The sequence below is a fragment of the Stieleria sp. JC731 genome (assembly GCF_020966635.1).
Classification (GTDB): domain Bacteria; phylum Planctomycetota; class Planctomycetia; order Pirellulales; family Pirellulaceae; genus Stieleria.
On sequence record NZ_JAJKFQ010000011.1, the window covers coordinates 1,339,842 to 1,362,832 of the forward strand.

Here is a 22,991-nt window from a genome sequence, read left to right on the forward strand (position 1 = left end):
AATCCACCATTGTGTGTAGTTTCCTGTCACACACAGGAAGGAATACACCAGTAGGTATTGGTGATACTTTTGCTTGGTGACAAATTGTGTCACAAGCATAAGGAACCACTTGTAAAACGGAAGAATTGTTCTTTTGAGAAGCAGATTGGTTGGTCTGCCTTGAACATCAACATTGATTGAAAATCATGCATCGAAACGTTGTGGCATATCAGATTGCGATCTGCTTGGCAATCAATGTGTGGGGCAAAAAGTTTATTTGATTATTGGCGCGAAAATAATGTTGGCATTCAACATGCGCCTTTTTCAGTCGTGTAGGATTCGGCGTCTCATCAGGTAGGCGGCAATGCAGCCAATCAGTCCTATCTAATCTAATCTCCGATTCTTCTTTGTTGGGCAGCAAGATGATCAGCGGTAAAGGTGGAAAGAGCCGTTTTGGGAGTCAGCGTACGTGGGTCGGCCGACTATGGAAACGGCGACAACGATTATCAAAAACGAGCCGCGACGCAGCAAAGCGGCGCCGAATGCTCAGCGAGCAGTTGGAAGATCGGCGGATGCTCGCTGCGGACATACAAGGTGATGGCACCCAGTCGGCGCAGGTCGTCACATTGACGCCGGGGACGCCGGAATCGATCAGTGCGACGATAGGCGATGGATATTACGGCCTGAAAGACGTTGATCTCTTTGAGATTTATCTTCAGGCCGGTGACGATTTTGTTGCCGATATCGACGCCTACACGAACGGCAGTTCGCTCAATAGCTACTTAAGGCTTTTCGATACCTATCCGTATCAAGTCGCAGTCAACAATGATGACCCTTCGTCACCGCTGGACTCGTTGCTGACGTACACGGCAGCAAACTCGGGAACCTATTATCTAGGCGTCTCCTCAGTCGGCAACACCAGCTACTATCCTAGCTACGCCGGTTACGCGTCCTATGGATCAACGACAGGCGACTACGAGTTGACGTTGCTCATTGATGACGGCAGCGGCGGCGTGTCGAATACGCCGCCCGATTCATCAAGTGACAGCTATTCGGTGGGAATCGGCACTGGGCCGTTGATTGTTGCTGGTGCGGGTGTGCTTGCAAACGACACCGACGCTGATGGTGATACTTTAACGGCCTCTATCGACAGCACGCCGGTTTATGGCACGCTGACTGAGTTCAATGCAGATGGGTCATTCACCTACACACCGGACCCAAATTTCTCAGGTACAGACAGCTTCACCTACTTGGCAAATGACGGCGACCAGAACAGTGACCCAACAACGGTCTTCATCACGGTGGTGCCCGCTGCCGTTCTGAACCAAGTTCCTATTGCCGTATATGACACATTTGAAATCAATCTCGACACACGTCGAATCGTTGCGGCGCCGGGCTTGTTGCAGAACGATACCGATCCAGATGATGACTCGCTCTTTGCTGAATTGGTTACTCCGCCTTCATACGGAGCTTTGCTTTCGTTCTCGGCAGATGGGTCTTTTGAATATCAACCCGATACGTCATTTACCGGAACCGACAGCTTTACTTATCGCGTTAACGACGGTACCGATGAAAGCGTTACCGCGACCGTCAATCTTATTGTTTCTGACCAAGGGTTTCGTGAAGACCTAATCATCGAAGAACCCGCCGCAAAGAACGACCACTTTATCGTCCACCGCGACTCGGCGCTCAGTGTTGCTTCGCCGGGGTATTTAGAAAATGATGCTCGAACTGACGGGGATATCGCAACGACGCAAATCCTTGCTCCGCCACGGTTCGGGACACTGACGCTGGGAGCATTGCGAGGCGAATTCGATTACGTTCCGTTCCCTGGTTTTGTCGGTACAGACTCGTTTCGATATCAAGTCACCAACGAAGCCGGTCAAAGCAACCCCGTCACCGTGGAACTGGAGGTGATCGAACCGCCGACTGTATTGGACTTGGAATCCAAGCCCAACGTTATCGTGGTTAATGCGTTGGCAGATGGTGTTTCGTCGAGCTACATGACGCTACGTGAAGCCGTTGAAGCGGCGTCGTTGAATGGACCGTCGTTGGACATCATCGAATACCAAGGACCCGATGGAGACTTTTTGGTCTATGACAATTTGGGACCGATCGTGATCGATTCAGAAATCGAATTTCGATTTCCGAATCGCACCCAAGTCATTCGTGCGCATAACAACCACGAAACGCCTCTGTTGCATGTCACATCGACCGGGATTGCAACCTTTCAAAATTTCACCTTTTCCGGTGGCATCAACAACGCCGGGAACGGCGGTGCGATCATCAATGAAGGGGTTTTAACTCTAGAAAACACCCACGTTACTGATAGCGTCTCAACGGCAGGCGACGGTGGAGGGATCTTCAACGCTGCCGGAGCGACTCTGAACTTGATTCAAAGTACCGTTTCAAACAATTCGGCTTACAGCGATGGAGGAGGTATTTTTAACGCTGCCGGCGCCACCCTGCTACTCAATTCCTCCACGGTATCAACGAACCAAGCCGGCCTTTGGGGCGGTGGTATTTACAACTCCGGAAGCGGCACAATCGCAGCCTCGACCGTTGCGCTGAATCAGTCTTCTACCGGCTCCAACATTGCTGCCGTGGAAAGTCTCGACTTGTCGAATTCGATCGTTGCTCTGGGTGTAGATTCCCCCGATATCGATGGTGCTGTTAGCTCACTGGGCGGCAACCTAATCGGCTCGGATTCAGGCACCTATTCCTATGATGTGACCGACCAGATCGGCGACTTGGCATCCCCGCTCGATCCCTTGTTGGGGGCGCTGCAATTCAACGGCGGTACCACTCCGACGCACATGCTGTTAACCGGCAGCCCGGCGATTGATGCAGGCACGACGATCCACCGATTCCAAGACCAACGCGGCGCCGATCGCATGTTGGACGGTTTGGATCCCAGCAACCTGACTGATTCACAAAAGCAAGTTGATATCGGTGCGGTCGAGTTCGGTACCTTCTTTGCCAACGTGCTGGAGGACGGAACGGATACGACACCCCTGGGCGATGGCAGAGTGGACATTGATCCGGCGACGCCCGGCGATCAAGTTTCATTGCGAGCGGCAATCCAGGAATTGAATGCGCTCGCCGGAGCGGGCAACACTGCCGCAGCCGGCGCGGGCGTGTTCGAGGCGGCTGTCGCGTTTGATCACTTCAGCTATCAGACGCTTGAGCTTGAACTTGCAGGCGGCAATGAAGATTTAGCGGTTGTCGGAGACTTAGATGTCCACGGTAACCTCTCCATTCACGGCGATCTTTCCGACAGCCTGTTGCCGTGGACTAAGATCGACGGCGGTTGGCGAGACGGCAATGCCTTTAACGTCTACCAACAATCCGACATGGAAGACCGAATCTTTCATGTGCATCCCGGTGCGACGCTGAATGCCTCGACGATCAAGATCACCGGAGGCCGCATGGACTATGACTATGGCTTCGGCGGCGCGATCTTAAACGATCAGGCCACGGTGCTACTCTCCGATGTGTCTATTGTGGCGAACGTCGCTCAACGTGGCGGTGCAATCGCCAACCTGGATGGGATGACCGTCATCTCTGGCGATTCAGATATCTCCTACAGCTTCGCCGGATTGGGTGGTGGTGTCTACGTGGACGGTGGATCTGTCACCGTCGATGACAGCGAATTCCGTGACAACGCAATTTTGATTGGTGGAGCAGCCTTCTATATCGATGACGGCGAATTGCTGATCACCAACAATTCTAACGTCACCTGGGGATCCATCCTGTACGGTTTCGATGATCCGCAAGGAATGGCGGTCTTTGCTGCCGGCGGTGTCGTCGACGTGACCGATGGAAGCACGTTCAAGATCAACGGTTATGAAATCGGTGACAACTATGCGTCCGGAAACCTGGGGGCTGATTACTTGCTGCCTGACCCGGCCCATCGAACAGCCAGTACAGCGCAATATCTTCCCAGAGCTGTTGTTTTCGTCACCGAAGACGCCGAGTTCAATCTGATTGAATCGTCGATTCGTGACCAATTTCAATACATCAACATTCCGGGCGGCGGAGCACAGTTGACTCAGGGAACGATCCCGATCATCAACCTGGGGCGCACCTATACCAAAAATGCCGAATTCCTGACCAACGATCTGACGCTTGCCAATTTTCAGTCCGGTACAGCGGTGATTGAAGGAGGCGAGATTCGTGATGTCGGCGGGCACTACAACTTTGGCGGTGCAGGCAATTACGAGTCCTGGTCGACGTTTGACTATGCGACCAGCAATATTACGGACGTACCGATTCAAAATCACAACGGTGACCTGACACTTCTCGGTGTCACGATGACCGACTTGAATCGAATCAATTATCTATCCGATGCTGTCGCCAACTACGGCATTCAAGCCGAAATGAACATCATCGGTACGCGAATCGAAGGCGGGTCGATACGCAACCAAAACGGAAATCTGAATCTTCACGATTCATTTTTGCACGGTGGTGAATACCTGTGGTACGACAGCGACCCCTACGCAGTGATCCAGCACAACGCTTGGGGGCAGCATATTTCCCAAGTCACTGCGGTTTCAGAGCTGATTCTGGACCAACCTTTGCAAGACTACGAACGTCAAATCGTTGTCCAAGACGCCGGTCCGATCACGCAATTCGATCTGCCTTGCAACATCGTCGTCAACGAAGAACGAATGATCGTTACCGACGTTGATAGCGACACCGACACGCTGACCGTATCGCGACCGCACCCGCAGTATCATGCGGTTGGATCCAAGGTGCTGCTGCGAAATGAATTCGTTGACCAAATCCCAGTCGATAGTGTCGAGGAATTTGCGCGATACGATCTGCCGTTGGATATCTACATGGCCGTATCAACCGGAACCTTGACGCACCAAAATCAAGGTGAAAGCCGTTACCCCGGCACCGTGTTTGAAAGTGACGCCAGTCAAGTCGAGGCAATGACCGTCACGTCGATCGATTATGAACGCGGCCTGTTGAACGTTATGCGCGGACGGTACGGCACGACTCCGGCTAGATTCACAGATGATCTCTCAACCACACATCAGGATGTCTGGTTGATGCCGGGACAAATGAGAATCTCCGGAACGACATTCACTGATAATACCGTCGACATCGGTCCCTACTGGTTGAACGCCGACAGTTCCGTATCTCTGGTCCGCAGTACCGTTTCGGAATTTGCACCGCCTTTGGTCATCGAAAATAGCACCTTCAGCAACAATCGCTCCAACGGTCCTGTCGCAGCACTGTTTGCCGAACGTACATCACTGACCAGCGTCGTTTCCTATCACACTATCAGTTATGAAATGATTTTGGTTGACGGTGCTGACGAAAGCTATGTCGTCGAACCTAATTCCGAAATCGCTCCGCCGGTGATCGTCGAAAACACTATCTTCGCTGATTCGACCAGCTTGATCGACGGGACGCCGATTGCCGACGCGACCATTTTGCAGGCCGCCGGCCAACATCAGAACTTTATTGAACTGATGACGCGCGACACGACTGATGTGCGATATATCGACCTAAGTGATGATCCGTCTACGCAACGAGATGTCATTTTGGCGAATATTCCACCGCTGGAAGCTGATCTGGACAACCGCCCCAAACGCATCACTCTGGACGGTGGATCGCAGACGGAATTTCTGGCACCCTCCACCCCGCTATCCGACGGCTACCTAGGCGACGGATGGTTGTTGAACTTCGATCCGGAACTGGATGAACAGCCGCGCGCACAGTACAGCCACTACGGCGTCGATCCGGCAACCTATTCCATTGCCGCTGTTTTCCGCAATGAATCCCAAGGTGCGATCGCGTTTCGCGTCAACAATGTCGAATCGGAGCTGGAGCTGACCAGCGAACTGGTATCCCCGGTATCCGCCGTTGACACACAAATTACGATTGAACGCTTCACGGTTCACGCAGGCGAATATCTGCGGCTAGGCGACGAAGAACTGTTGGTCACGGCGATTACCGAAAACGTCGATGGTACGTTGACATTGGATGTTGTTCGTGGCGCTAAATCCACAGCATCTGCAGCACACGACCCGAATAACTCGGGCACCGACAACCGAGTCATCCGCAGCGATTTTCTGTTCTTTGATGAATTCTCAAACCAGGAGTTCGTCACTCTGCTGGAAGACTACGAGTTTGACGACCGCGACGAAGGCGGGGAAGGAAAAATTGAAGTCGAAATTTGGTCTGCCGATGCTTCCTCGGCAGTGGTCGCCGACGCGATACAAATTCGTGAAAAACTAATCGGCGCGCCTGGTCAATCGACTTCCAAGTTGATCGTTACCGAGACGGAACTGGGGACTGTTCCTGCCGGTGCACATGTCGACTTTGGAACGACTCCGGTAGGGACATCGGTGACGATGAATTTTGAAGTCCTCAACGATTCGGAGTACACGTATTTCATCGATGCCATCACACCGCCCGCCGGATTTACGGTCTCCGGTGAATTAGCCGCCGACCTGGCGATCGAGCCCAATGAAACGCTCGAATTTAGTTTGACGCTAGATGCGGATGAAATTTCCCAGTCCCACGGTATCCTTCGCATTGATTACGGCATCAACCAATCGATCGAATTTGTCGTCAGCGGCGTTGCGACGATTCAAAATGCCGTCCAATATTTTGATAGCCAGAGTAGCTATTTCACCGGCGACGGACTCAGCTTTGCCGGCGGTTCGGGATACGCGGGCAGCTATTACTACGCGAACTCTTCCGGCGATAAATCAGGGCGATGGGCAATCGATGTCGACGAAGGAACCTATCGTGTTGCCGCAACGTGGCCCACACTTGGCGGACAATCCGCTGATACACCCTACACGTTGTATGACGAAGTCGATGTATATTCGCCGTACTGGTCGTCTGCGAATGCACCGGCGCCGACCCTGCCCGACTACTCCGCCGTGCCGACCTCCTATTTTGATCCCGGCGATCTGGTCATGGCATCGGGTGAATCAACGTCGGTTGGAAATCAGCAACCTTATACCAATGCCGACAATGTGGCCTTGGGAGCAACCATAACTGCGAGCAATTCGGACAGTAGCGCACCGCATCTGTACCATCCGGACTTTTTAACCGACGGGAATTATGGAAACGGTGCATCATTCAAATCGAGCGCTGCCGGTGTTCAATTGACGCTGGACCTGGGAACGCAACAATCGATTGATGCGGTCTTACTGGGTCGCGATCGAACCGGCGCGCTCAATGATTTGCAGTTCAGCGATTTCACTATCTCGGTGTCAACCGACGGTTTCAACTACACGCAAGTCTTTGATTCCGCTTCGATCAGCAACCCAGACCTGAGCTTGGGGTCGCTGCCCGCCGGCGAATCGGTTGAGGCACGTTTCACCGCCGCGTCGGCGCAGTACGTATTGATCGATGTTGATGCCTACGGATCTGTCGTCGTCATCGATGAAATCGAAGTTCTTGCAGCTGATAACGATTCACCGATGATCACCGCGGTGATTGTCGGTTCCGGTGATCCGAGCAACAATGCAGACGGTTGGTCGGATGCATTTATCGATTCCGTTGACGGCGGAGGTGCCGGTGCCGGCAATGGAATTGGATTTGATGTACTCGCCGGTGGAAGCGTCGTTCCCTGGAATGACGTCGATCGCGTCTATGTGCAATTCAGTGAAGATGTTGTTGATGTCACGGCAGCAGATATTGCGTTGATTGGATCCGCTGTGGATCACTCCGGGGTGATGACGGTTTCCTATGATCCGTTGACGTTTACGGCGATACTGGAATTGCCGGGTGCATTGGGGGTCGATGAACTGCGGCTGACCATCAACGAAACACTGATCGATGTGATGGGCAACCTGATCGACGGAGATGCTCAAGCGGGTGCCGGCGGTGTCTTTGATTTTCGATTCGATGTATTGCCGGCCGACGCGGACGGCGATGGCGTGGTTGACGGGGATGACTTGACGGTACATTCCGCGGCCGCAGGCACGCAGACCGGTGATGCATCCTACGATGCCTTTGCTGACTGGAATGCCGACGGGAACGTTGACTCGTCGGATCTGTCGCTCCATTCGACCTACTCCGGTACCGACCTAACCACAGTCGTTGACCCGCGTGAGTTGGATCCCGATACGCCGATTCCGGACGCCAATGACATTATCCTAGACAACGAGATCCTCGATCAATCGATCGCTCCGAATCATTTGTATGACGGGTATGCTCGCTGGCATTCATTCGGTCAATACACGATTTCGACGGATCTGCACGATAACGGTTCGACCACCGAGGCAACGTTGCTGGTCGAAATGACCAACGATACATCCGGTGGCAACGCGGTCGCCGACGCCATTCGTTTGCAGCGTGTCGCCGACATCTCCGTCACCGAATCGGACTTAACAGTAATCCCCGATGCTCACGTCGGTTTCGGAGTCACGCCAGCGGGAACCGCGGTCGAGAAAACTTATACCATCACCAATATTTCCAGTGGTGACTACTTCATGCGGGCGATCGTCGCCCCCGGCGGATTTTCGATCGTCAACAACATCACCGACGGACAAGTTTTGCCGGCCGGTCAGTCTCTCGATTTCACCGTTCGACTTGACGCCGATCGTCCGCTGAAAGCCTACGGTCAGTTGTCAATCGTGATGGACACCTCCGCCGGCGGGGACATTACACAAACAAAGCATCTGTACCAATTCAACATCAGCGGTACCTCTCTGGATCCCTGGGGTGCGCAAGACGTTCAAATCATTGACAACTCGGACCCGGGCGCAGGCTTTGTCGGCGATTTTGAAACGGTATCTGACGGCTTTCGCGAGCGGATGTGGCGTGCTCCTGTCAATAGCATCGAAGACCGAGCATTCTGGATAGTCGATGTCGAACCGGGCACCTACGAAATCTCCGCAACTTGGGCAGCGCTATCCGGAAACAGCTCGGCCGCCCCCTTCACAATCTACGACGGTGTCACCGGAGTCGCGTTAGGAACAACAACGGTCAACCAACGCGAATTGCCGTCCAGCTACGGCGAAAATCATGTTGCATGGAGTGATCTAGGGACATTCACGACAACCGGCAACACGATCCTGGTTGAACTACCTGCGACAGGCAGCAATCGCGTTGTTGCCGATGCAATCAGAGTCCAACGATCTGCCCATATCGCAGACATCTATCTTACCGATGAACTGTCCGAAATCGTCAACGACGGACAACTTGTCGGAATGGGGTTGGTGGAACTCGACGAAAACAATATCGAAGCCACCTTCACGCTGCACAATGACTCGGTGACCGACTACACACTCGCGCCGATTGTTCCGCCGGAAGGCTTCACTATCATCGACAACTTTTTGCCCGGCCAGGTACTCACCGCCGGTTCTTCCGTTGACTTTACCATTCACCTCAACACCGATCGCATCAACAAATCCTTCGGTGCGATTGAACTGAAACTGAACGACGGCAGTCTTGTCGACACCCTGTACGAATTAAAAGTCAGCGGAACCGTCGTGGCAGATCTCGATGGCGGTCAAGTCATCGATAACCTGGACGACGGTGTCGATTGGGTTGGGGATTTTGAACCGTCTTCGGTCGTTTACGATGCTGATCTCGGTAATGATGATTCATTGCTTTCGTCGCTAGGCGCCTCAGACACTGGCGAAAAATCCGCTGCCTCCTGGCATGTCGACATAGTTCCGGGAACCTACTTGGTCGATATCACCTGGGCGACCAATGGCAACGCATCCAATACGCCGATCACGATTCACGAAGGGCCCGAGAACCAAATAATCGTTACGGACTTTACGGTCAACCAAAGTTCCGTCCCGCTGAACAACGACGACGAACCCATCATGTGGCACTCGTTGGCGGAGATCATCGTCACTGGCGATTGGCTGACATTCACGATGGATAACACGGTCGGGGCATCCAACCGGGTTGAATTCGACGCGATCAGAATTCGACCGACGCAGTTGCCCGAAGCACCGGCTCGCGCGACAAAGGTGTCTAGCGACTTCTTCCGCATTCATGCCTTTCCTGGAATCAAGCCGGTCACGACCCAAGTTCAAACCGACTTCGTACGCTGGGACTTTGAAGAGGTGCCGAGCGGCACCTATAAGATTTTGACTAACTTTGACGGCACCGACGACGGGCGGCTGGTCATCGACCCAGACACGCAGTCGGAGTATCGGATCGATGATCCGCTCAGCATTCGCCAGTACTACGATAACGGCGCTGACATCCTGTGGTTCGAGGTGGGTGAGGTGACCATCGACTCGGACAATCTTTCGGTCGAAATTCACCACCCGGCTTACGCCCAAGGCCAGTCGCCGGACATCTTGCTGATCACTCCGGAGCAATTGCAAACCGTCGATGTGCAGCTACCAGCGCTGGCTGCCAATGCAATTGAGACACACCAGTCCAGGCACATCATCGACAACACCGACGCCGGATACCAAACAAGTAGCGCAGTTAACAACATTGAGCACGCATACGGATTTGCCGGCGACCGCGATGTCATTCCCGCCGGCACCACTGCGACCTGGCAGTTCGAAAACCTTGTCCCCGGAACCTACTTGGTCGCCTCCGTGCTGGATCCGTCGCTCGACACGTCGATGCCCTTCACCATTCGCGATAGCACCGGCGTGCTATCGGGCGGTACCGTGGACTACCTTTCCGGCAACCAAACTGTCTCGCGAACCTACAGTCAACGTATGTTTGGCGGCATTCAGGAACTTGCCTACGGCCAAGAAACCTCAACAACGATTCTGACCGATTCCCAAGCACAGGATTTCCGAAAAACAACCTTCTTTGACGTCGGCTATCAACAAGACGGCTTCAGCGGTGAAACCATCGGACAATACGACTGGATCGTGTTGGACCGCATCGTCATCACGGGCTCGGAACTGACTGTCGACTTTGCTGGCGGTAGCAACGTCTATGGTGACGCGATCCGAATTGAGCGATTCCGGGGTGCCGAAGCTGACTTGGGGCGGCCTGCTGATCTGGGAGGATTAACGGCGTCCCAATCGCCGAATTCCAACAGCCCGGTCATCGATCAGGGCAACGATACGTTGTTCAAAGGAATCAATACGGAGGTGTCACGCGACATTACCGACCAATACACCGATGGATGGCTGTTTGTCGATGACCTGACTCCCTTCATTCGCACCGAAAGTAACTTAAACGCACCGTTCTTTCCGTATCCTATCCAAGTCGGTCGCGAAACAATGCTTGCGATGGGATACGACTCATTGCACAGCGCGCTGATCGTCGAACGGGGCCACAATAGCACTGTTCCTTTAACGCATACTGCCGGCGAAAAGGTTCTGTATGGATTCGCGGGCCGAAGTACTACGCTGGCCCAGCATCTGGAAGATCCGTCGGCGACGGTGATCCGAGTTGATTGGATGCCCGCGCTGCCGACGACGCGGCAGTTTGATATCAGGTTGGGGCGAGAAGAGATGACGGTCACCGATGTCGTAGACAACGGCGACGGAACCTATTCATTTAAAGTCATTCGCGGTGTCCACGGCACGACTCCCGAATCGGTGCTGCCGGTTGATACCCATGTGCTGTTGCTCACCGATCAATCCGGTGGCAATCGCTTCTTTGATGGAAACGGCCTATTAACTCGCTCTGTCGACTACGGCGCGGTCGAAGCAGTCTACATCGATGTCAGCGGAACGACGGACCTAGTCGACAGCAATCCCGGCGACGGCTATGCCGCCACGTCCGTCGCAGGCACCGTGTCATTGCGCGCCGCGGTGAACGAAGCCAATGCGATCGGCGGGTTTGCTACGATTAACCTGCCGGCCGGGACGCATACGTTATCGCTAACCGATCCTGCCGATGGCAGCGATGACGAATTCTTCGGCGATTTGGATATCTATGGCTACATCCATATCATCGGATCCGGCGCCGATCAAACGACGATCGACGCCGACGACTTGGATCGCGTTTTCCATGTCCACCCTGGAGCCCGATTGATCTTGGAAGGCGTCACCCTGACCGGCGGACTGGCCGACCAGGGCGGTGCTATCTTGGTCAGCAGCGGCTCGCTGAACCTTGTACGGTCTGTCGTCACCGCCAACCAAGCCGTCTCGGGGGCGGGGATTTCGGTTACCGAAGACGGTTTCGCCGGGATCCTCATGTCCACGGTACATGCCAACACCGCCACGCTAGACGGTGGAGGCATCAACGTGTCGGCCGGCGAGATCGATGTCTTCGAATCAACGATCAGCGGAAACGTTGCTGCAAGTGGTGCAGGCATTTTCTTGGAGACCGATGCAACCGCATCGATCGATTCCAGCACGATCGTTCGCAACCAAAGCGATTTCGTTAGCGGCATTCATTCGCTCGGAACCACGACGATCGCCCACAGCGTTGTTGCGGAAAACACCAACGCCGGTGAAACACCCTACGTTGATCTATACGGGCGGTTTGCCTCTGACGGGTATAACTTTGTCGGTGTCGCCCAGGAACGCAGTACCCTGGTCTATGACTTTGATCGCAATACTTACGCCGATACCTACACCATCACGGTTACCGATCCCTTCGATTTACCAGCTGCACCGTTTGATATCCTGGTCGGCGACGAAGTGATGCAGGTAGCCGGAATATCCGGGAACGTATTGCATATCAATACTGATGTGACGCCGGTCACTTCGCTGCCAACAGTCGCGGTCGGCGACGAAATTCTGTTCGACGGTTTTTGGCAGGTTTCTGATCGCTTGGGAAGTGTTGCCCGCGCGGCCGATCCCAAGCTGGGTGATCTAGCCGACAACGGGGGCACGACGCCCACGCACCTGCCCGATGTCGACAGTCCATTGGTGGATGCCGGTCCGCGCCCCGAAGGCAGCATTCACCTGTACGATCAACGCGGGCGCGATCGGTACTTTGATGACGATCAAAACTCGCGGATGGAGCGCGACATCGGCTCCGTGGAACGAGACGCGGATTGGGTGACCATTGATTCGACCACTCTGGTCATGGTCGAAACCGAAACCGCCGGACAGACCTACGAATTTAAAGTGACCCGCAGCATGGCTGCTGATGAGCTAACGGTCTTTTATGCTGTCCGCGGCAGCGGACCCTATGCGGCGACGGAATCTGACTTTGTCGGCGGCGTCTTGCCGACCGGCTCGGTGACCTTTGCACCCGGTCAATACGAGCAAACCATTACGGTTGATGTTTCCGGTGACGACATTGTCGAAGCCGATCAGGAGTTCGAAGTCGTACTCAAATACGCTTCGCCGCTGACAATCATGCAGAACCGGATCGCCACCGGCGTTATCCGCAACGATGACAGTGCCGACGTCTTTGTCCAACCCGCGTTCTTTGTCGAAGGCACACCGCCGACCGATCCGGATCCCTATTTGGATGATGAAGGAAACATCGCCGGCGGCGACCGTCCCTATGAAGCAATCGAAACGACGCCAGCCGGCGCGACAATCACCTTTACGGTCGAACTGGATAACGACGTCGAAGGCGGGTTCGAAATCGACTACGCCACCGAGTTGTTGGAGTTGCTGGACGGCTATGCATCCGGCAATGACTTCTGGGAGACCTCGGGTTCGCTTTCATTTGCCGGAACCAAAGGCGAGCAACAATTTGTCACGGTAACAATCCGCGAAGACGCGACGGTGGAACTGGACGAAGAATTCGGGTTGGCTTTGGGAAGCGTCAACAATACCTCCACGACCCAAGCACAATCGCTCCGCGCATCCGGCGGTACAGGCACGATCGTCAATGATGACGAATTCACAATCACCGTTGACAATGTTCAAACGTGGGAAGCGAACGGTTCGTCCATATCAATCGGGTACGTCGTCTTGTCAGCAAACGTCGACCGTACCGTAACCGGCAATGTTGTGGGCGGATCACCCTTTGTCTTTTCCGGAGGCAAAGGCGAGTCGTTCGTCTTCTATTCGATGTCTTCCGGACCATTCTCCATCGACAATGTATCAGCCGTTGGCCGAGAAGAATCCTATGTATCCTCCGGGATGTCAGCCGGCGGCGGTGGTGAAGGCGAGTATGCGATGCCGGCCTGGTTCTTTGAAGACGACGAGCCCTATCAAGGGCTGGCCGCTGCTGGGACCGGAGAAGGCGAAGATCCCTACGGGGGCGGAGGAGGCTCCGGAGGATCCGGAAGCGGCGGTGATCCTTACGGAGGCGGAGGCGGAGGGGGAGGCGGAGGCGATCCGGGTTACGTCCCCTTCGACGTTGACTATGACGGCATTCCCGATCCACCGGTATTCACGGTTTGGGGAAGCCAAAATGAATGGGATCTGACCAAGCCCGTCATCAAGCCTTACCCGTTGGGCTATGGACAGTCATGGTGCGACCCGTCCAACCCTGACGCGGTGGATACCAAGGGACGTGCTCAAGACTTATTGAAGATGTCGACCTACGAAGCGATTGTTTCAGCGTTGGTCGGAACTATGGACGGTCTTCCGATTGCGACGGAGCATGACCAACATTTGGAATTCACTGCCCCCTGGCACGCACTCGCATCGGTAGCGAACAACCTTTGGGGTGAAGTGCTCAGTATCGATTACATGGTCCACTACGAAGGCTGCCGCATCAGCAACATGCCGCTTGCGCCGCCAGAGGACCCGGAAGATCCGATCCCCGAACCGCCGCCCGAAGACACCGATCCGGTGAATGTCAACGAGTACGGCACGCCAGTTTCCTCAGATAATTTCTGGGTGACACATGAAAGCCAAGCATTGGAATCCGGCGAAGAGTTTCAGTCGGGCCTAGAAGTTCTTGACTACCAAGTTTCCCACCGCAGCGAACTGACCTTCAATCCGATCGCTTCCTATGCAATCCCTGACGATATCAGGCTGTCCTCAGCGCCGGCTGTCTCGTTGATTGTTTCGGACCAGGCATTCCCGGCTCCCGACGTCAACGCGGAATTCAATTCCGTTGCGGGTCAGTTCGGCACCCTGATTGTCAACAGCGACTTCACGCTTACTTATACGCCCAAGAATGATGTCAGCTCCAAACTAGAGCCGAGACTCAATCCTCAGGGTGAAGTCTATCAGTACGACGGCATAGACACGTTCAAAGTTGCAATTGAACTCGAAGGTGGGGTTGATGAGCAGGGCCAGCCGGACCCCCGTTATCTCAACGAAATAGAAATTCAAGTGATGGTCACCGATTCACTTCCTGTGTTGATCGGCGATCGTATTCATTCGCCGGATCCTGGTACAGGCCGAATGTATCTGGACGCGCCGTTGTATGTTGATTTTGAGTCAACAATGCGGATCGATATCAACGACCTTTTTATCGATCCCGACAACGCATATCACCCAGATGAGCCCGACAAACAAGACAAACTGGAAATTCAAACGATTGCGTTTGAAAATTCAACGGCGCAGATGACGGATGATGGGATCTTGAACTTTTGGATCGGCGATGTGGTCGCGCAGACCTACAACGATGTGAATCCCAGTTTCCAAAGCGGTATCTTCAACGATACTCGTGGTATAGCCAACACGGCATCCGCATCGTCTCAGAACGCTAAGGATGAACGTCGACTCTTTGCAAAACTAGTCGACGCGTCGGAGTCAGTTGATGACCAAGATCCCGACATCCCGGAGACGCGCAAGGGTTCCATCGTTGATATCTACAACGAACTGTACGAAGGCGACGTGAACTCAACCATGGCCTCGGAAACACTATGGGATCCCGCATCGCAGCCGATCAAGCTGCAATTGGTGGTTACGGACGGATCACGAACCGATGAGGACGGCAAACCCGTTGCCCGTGTTTTGGAATTTGAAGTTGTCCCGAGAGGCAATGATCCCGACGGATGGATCGAAGCCAAAGCTCAGCCGACACGCAGCTTTGACCAAATTGTTACCCCGACGCTGCCCCAACGTGACCCCTCGCAGCAAACTGATTGGAAAGTCGAAGCCGTATACGCCGGTGAAAATCGTAGTTTCGAATCTGTTGGCGGCACGGCAGTCGATCTGGTCACAGGAACATTTCTCGTTGATCACGGTTTGATACTCGATGGTTCTGGAGGCATGTCCGAGTTAGCCTTGCCCGGTTTGATCTATGATTCCTCAACAGTGCACGTTGCCGGAAAACAAACTCCGGTTATTCAGGCGGAGATCACTAAACCGGAATCCCTCACTGCTCCAAGTTCAATCACTGCGACGTTGACTTGGTACGACCACACACAACCGGGGGCAACACGGGAACAAATCTTTGGATTAGAGACATCCGGACCTGAGACAACGTTCAACTTGGATTGGACAGACAACAAGGGAGTGATTGCATTGCAGTCTCCTGTTGCCCCTACCAAGACCGGTTTGTATTCGTGGAAATTAGAAGTTGATTTCGGCGACACAACGATCACCAACCACGGCCAATCCGCAATCGTTGTCAATCAAGGTGATGACGCAATCTTCGGCGACGGGTGGGCGCTTGCCGGTGTTCCCACACTGACCCTGGATCGACACGACAGCGCCGATTCAGAGGGACGATTCTACAACCCCGATGGCTTTGATGACCGCGTGATTCTGTCATTCCCCGGCAGCGAACCAATCCTGTTCGACTATAGCCCGATGACGATCCTCGACCCCAAATTCGAATTCGTCTCCGAGTTAGTCACGATGGCCAGTCTATCGGACCCATCGGATCCAGTAACTCGTGATGGGTATACAACGGTTTTGCCCTCGATTCAAAATGGTTCCAAAACAACCGGATACAACCGGGGCGGCTTCGCGGATGTTCAAGAATACGGAACCTTAACTGCGCGCCAAATCGACGACTGGGACTTCCCCGAAGACAGTGTCGACAACAAGCCTGATGAACTCGTTTACAAAGCCCCCGACGGTACTGAATACGTTTTCTATCGTTGGGAAATCGAAGGTGAAACGCAGTTTCTTCTCAACCGAATCGAACAGCCCGGGATCGACTTTGACCCGGACGTCAACCCGTATGAAACGGAGAGTGCTTCAACGGAACGGCGAGGGGTAAGCTTGAAACGCGTCGACGATGAAAACTCCTCCAACTATGGCCGACTTGACGAAATCCACTCGTCCGACGGAGCCATTTCGAAGTTGGTCTTTTCGGGCGGTGATTATGTAGACCGAATTGAGTTGACAGGCACGAGCGAAAGCGGACTTTCCCAAACGCGAAAAGTCGAGTTCACCATTGATACAGGTAGCAACTTGACGCAAATCGAGCATGTCAATGCGGCCCCACTCGATTATCCGACCCTCACGCCTGAGAACCAAATTCGCAACTTTGACTACAACCAAAGTTTGATGACTACAAATCAGTGGCTCGATTCCAGCAACGCTATCGTCAGGCATACCGAATACGCATATGAGCACAGGCACCTGGGAACCTCGGCTGTTAAGACGGGGTTGTCACAGATTCAACGCGGTGATGGAACTGGCGCGCCGTTCCTCCCTGGATTAGACGAGAACGTAATTACTTTTGAGATCATTCCGAGTGTCATCGTCGCACTGCAAACTAGCGAGTCGGATCGGACGACAGCAAATTTAGTCGAACTAACGTCAGAAGTCATAAACGACCCGAGATACCTGGATTACCCGAGCCAAGACATCCTTTCCGGACAGAATATCACCAAGGTGATTCATGGGGTGAGCGGCTTGCCACTAAAACGCGAAGAATACTTTGGCCAGCGAGGCCAACTGGGCGACCCACTCCGCGTGACGGAGTCCCAATACACCTCACTAGGTGACCTCTCGCGATTCATCGATGAACTCGGGCGAGTCACAGAATATCGCTACGACTACCAAATACCGGCATCGATAATCGTTGGGCAAAGTGACAATCCGGCAGGCCAAGATGGATACTATGTCTACGATTCAAACGACTACCGAGGAAACGTCACACACACAACGACGCCGGGAACGCTGACGCTTGCCCACTACGAAACGGATGATGAAGAACTCGACGCGGTCGGGAAACTTGTCGAATCAATGATTGTCTCCGGAGCCGTCAACTACCTGGCCAAAACTTACAAGTACGAGAAAGACGGTCGTATCAAAGAAATCACGGGAGGAAACGGGTACAAGGAGACTTGGGAATACCACGCTCCAAATGAACAACTCCATCGGTATATCGATGCAAACCAGCTTGAAACACTCTACATGACGTACTTTAACGGCAATGTTTGGGAATCAGCAGTTACCGATGACTACGGCGATGGCCTGACTGTCTTTACAACGAACGAGTATGACCCTCTAGGCTACCTCGATAAAGTCGTCACAGACTCCACCGTTACTATTTCAACCGAAGACTTTGATTTCGACGTCAATGGAAACCTGAGTCGTCACCAATTGAAGGACAAGGACGACGTTATCCTGATTGAACACGAATACGAATACGCGGCTGATGGACGGCAAATTAAACGGACTGACGCCGACGGAGTCGATTTCACAACCCGAATCGACAAAGCAGGCCTTGTCACCCAAACCATTGATGCGGTAGGAGCAACGTACACGTCCAAATTCCTACCCAACAGCTACACGATTGAACAGAAAACAATTTATTCATACTACGGCGATGGAACCGTGTTCCAAACCACTGCACCGGACAACAGTGCAACGACTCAATTCGTCAAACCCAATGACTTCACAACATGGACGCTCCAATCGAATGTCGCTGGTAACTCAACAATCAGTTCAGCCGGAGTCCTGACAAAAGAATTGACAAAGGAACAGGTCGTAAAAACTATTGTCGACAAGTATGGCCGAATCAAGATCCAGGAAAATCAACTAACAGGCGCAAAAACTACCTTTGACTACCTCGATAATCGTGTAGATCAACCAACCTCAACAGCTACCGATTATGTCGAAAGCGAAGACGCCTCTGCCAAGAAGCAGTCTGAAACCAAAGTTTCGTACGATGCGTTTGGCAATGCCCTGTCAGTTACCGATCCAGTTGGGTTAACTTCCACTAGCGAATACAACACGCTTCTGCAACTGGAAATGACCAAGGTCCAAACAGAGCGTGGGGCCGAACACAACTTCACCTATACAGCCGGAGGCCAAATCAAAACAGTCGCGGAAACTCGATCTGCCGAAGGGTCCTCCCTAAATTCGACATACACAACAACATACTGGTACGACGAATCTGGACGCCTGCGTAGGACAACGGCACCAATAAGCGAAACCGACGCGGTTGATGCAACAACCGATTACAAATACGAGGATGGACTCTTGAGAATTGAGTCCAACAGTCGCATCAACGCCAAGACAACCCGATGGATCAACGGAGCAGGACAAACCGTCATGGAATTGTCGCCATTACTCGGTGTAAGGCGATGGATTTATGATGATAAGGGCCGCCTAGAAGAACAGTATACTGCGACACTTGTTGATGGCGTGACCGTCAGTGCAACTGACACCTACCAGCAGATCATCGGTAAGCTCGGTGGAAAACGCCTTAACACGTATTTTGACTACGATGCTCTTGGGCGAGTTCGAAAATCAACTTCGGGGATGACCACGCCAGCAACTACTTTCACCGATTATTTCTTGCCATCAGATACAAACTTCAATTGGGATGTGGCAATCACTGATGAGCATGGCGAAACGAGTGCAGTGCTACTTGATTCCCTTGGTCAAACTGTGGTGACGCTATCTGCAAACACTGCGACTGACACCAATGACCAATACACGCGTGCATTGCAAGTCAATGGATACCAATACAACTTTGGAACAGGACTCGTCACATCGACAACGACGGTTACTGCAGCAACACTCAGCGGCGACACTCCGGCGGGGCGACCAAACTATGGCGACATGCGTAAATCCGTCATTGTCTCCTCAATGACTGGAAGTGCTCTTCGGTCAGAAGCCGACAATGGAGGTAACGCAACGCAGGTCGTCAAATCTAAATATGATGCTCTAGGTCGGGCGGTAGAATCAACTCGGTTCGCATACGGCTCCCAGGATGTCACCACGACCTACACGTATGATGACAATAAAACAGGGACGCAACAGATCCGCTCCCAAAAGACCTCAAATGACGGAGCCCAGCATTTCCGATATGATTCAGCGGGAAATGCAGTTGCCATTGCTGACCATAGTTCCTTTAGCCCGGCAAGCTCCACAACACTACAAGAACGCGAGTACGATGCGCTTGGACGCATTACAAAAATCGAAACCACGATTGACCAAGTTGGCACCAATGGGCTCCCTAACGGCGGAACGGAGAAGATTGAGGAAAAATGGACCTACGAAGGTCCAGTCACCAAGCATTCCAAAGGCGCTTCGGATCAGCCAAGCAGTCCCGTAGCTGAATCGACTTTGACAATAACTTTCGGTACGAACCCAACCAAAACAGAAGTAGGCACCTACACCGACCATCATGGACTGCGGACACAAACCACCACGACGTATCTGAACTCTGACGGTTCTGTTAAAAAAATTGCCTCCAGCGTTCCTGATTCCAGTGTGGCGGAAGACCAAACTCGCGATTCGCTAATCGAATATGCCTATGATGACCGCGGGCGTCTGATCCGCGACAAGCAGAGCGGGAAAATTGGCGAGTGGACGTTCCCTAAATTCTCTTTGGAATATAGCTACGAAGACGGTCAGTCACCAAATACGGACAAGGTCGTTCGCAAATTCGGCAGCCAGAATAAGCGATTCTCAGAAACCGTAGTCACCTACGATGGCGTTGGAAATATTTCATCACTTTCCAATTACATCAATAGCAACAACGATGGACATCAAGCGGATGGGCTGTATCCAGAATACCTATGGCGCCGCAACGAACCTGGACACGACAAATACGCCACCTTCAAATACGACGTCACGGGCAATATCAAACAGGTCGTCCGCTACAACGGAGATGATGATCAGGGCACCCGAGTCGGTGTCAGCATTTTTGCATATCGCAACGACGGATTGGTAAAAGACATTGACCATTTCGAAGGTGATTGGACATCCAAGATTGCAACGCATAACACACTCTACACTGACGGCGGGTTCGCGACCCAACGTCAGAACCATCTGAAATTTTCGGCCACAACATCGTTTTCTACCGAGGTGCACAACTACATCACGAACGCCGATGGCAGAATCAGTTCTTCAGAAATTACAGTTATCGACCCTACCTCGACGTCCCAAACTGAGACAACCACCATCGACAAGTTCGGCCATCCCGCATCATCACAACCCCAGGTTGGAAGGAACGGCTGGCTTTACGAAGAAACGCTAGCCGATGGGACAAAGCGGAGACATGAATATGACGATGCTGGACATCTGAAGAAAACCGTCCACTCAAAGACGAAGCTAATTAGCCCCTGGGGAGATCCGCCACACACCGAAACAACCACCACGACAACGGAGAATTTTTACGACCATCGAGGGCGAATCGTACAGTCCGTCACAACGATCAACATCCAGGAGTACTTGACTGGTACTGCGTTGGGCGATCCGCATGTTAAGACACGAGTAATTGAACAAGTCTATGACGGACTCGGTCGCAAAATGGGGCGATCGGAAACCGTGACCGATTCTGAATCGGTCACGCCCTTAGATAACGTAACGATTGCTTATGGCTATGATCGTTTCGGGAAATCGGTAGAAATCATCGCCACTGGCAACGATGTCACAGATGAAGCTTGGATCTATCGGCATTACTTCACCGGACCAGCAGGTCCGCTAGCACTAGACCAAGCCCAGCCCATTGGGACGGACGAACCAACACGAACAGTATGGCTCTACGCCGACTCTGTTGGGACGGTGATGACCTATGACGCCGATGGGAAACGCTTCTTCAGGGGAGCGAAAAGTGTTGGAGGCGACGTAGATGCCAACTCCCTCACACAATCCCCGGTAATCGTCTCTGGATTTATCAACGAAGTCTCTGAACGCAACCTTGGCAGTATCCTCTCTCCACAAGGAGAGAGCACTGGGTTCTTTCAAAATGCCTGGGATGCTTTCACGTATGAAGTTGATGTCAGCCAACAATACCAGGACGGCCACTACTGGAAAGCTGGCATTTACGGAACAGGTCAGGTAATGCTGGCTGGTGCTGGAATCGGGCTCGGCGTCGCATTTGGAGCCACTGCCGCTACCGGGGTTGCGGTCTGGGCTGGATTCGCACAAGGGACTGCCGCGACGATTGGCACGGTGGCAAGCGTTACCGGTGCAGGCCTCGGTGTGGCGTCAAGCGTCTACACGAATTCTGCAGGAAATCCTGATGCCGGCTTCACGTCGACAGTGCTATCAGCGGGGATGGGCGGCGCATTTGGTGGACTCAATCCGTTCGGAACAGCATTCCAAGTTGGAGCCGGCGTTGTGGGAGCGGCGACTGCCAACTACTACGGAATGGATGCCTCGCGTGGATACATGGTTGGCGAACTCGCTGGGGGAATTGTGGGAGGCGGTATCGATGATGTGCTACGAGCGGCATCCAAAGGCGCTAAATTCGGAGGAGCATTGAAGCACGCAGCCGGAATGGTTGGCTACCAAGCAGGCGGAGCCACAATCGGAGCCGCGATCGGTTACCAGCAAGGTGGATTTGATGGCGCACTTATGGGCGCCAATTTCGGAAGCATGGCTGGAGGGATTGGTGGTGCAGCTTTCAACAAATGCTTCGTCGCAGGCACGCCGGTTTTCATTCCTTCGATTCCGAATGATCGGCTGGCGACTTCACTGTTGGTCGAAGCCGTCGGACAAGACATTGCCGACGCTGGTTGGCGGCTGCCGATCTACGTCAGCGGTGTGCTTGTTGGGGTCGGCGCCTATGCACTGGCCGAAACGTATGCCGCAGTGGTCAAGCGAAAACACACTCAAGCATCGCAGCAAACTTGCGAGGAAGTGTTTAACGAAGATGATTTTTGGCTTGACGATGTTGATGTGCTGTGGGGCGAAGGCGGGCGATTGACATGCGACGTGGCTGCTGTGGCGACGAGGTCGTTTGTCGATGCCGCCGATCAGGTTGCCCGCGAGGTTTCGGAGATGCTCCGCCCCGGGAGGACACGATTTTCATAGCGATTGATTCAGTCTGATTGTTTTACCTCTCTTTCCGTGCGATCTCCTGCGAAAAAT

At 53.2% G+C, this 22,991-nt stretch carries 1 protein-coding gene; it reads left to right on the forward strand.

Features of this window, described 5'->3' with window-relative positions; genetic code table 11:
- Positions 1-521: 521 nt before the first annotated feature.
- Positions 522-22,934 carry an Ig-like domain-containing protein gene (locus LOC67_RS21815; protein ID WP_230264932.1) on the forward strand — a complete coding sequence of 7,471 codons (22,413 nt, stop codon included), beginning with the start codon at positions 522-524 and terminating at the stop codon, positions 22,932-22,934.
- Positions 22,935-22,991: the final 57 nt, after the last annotated feature.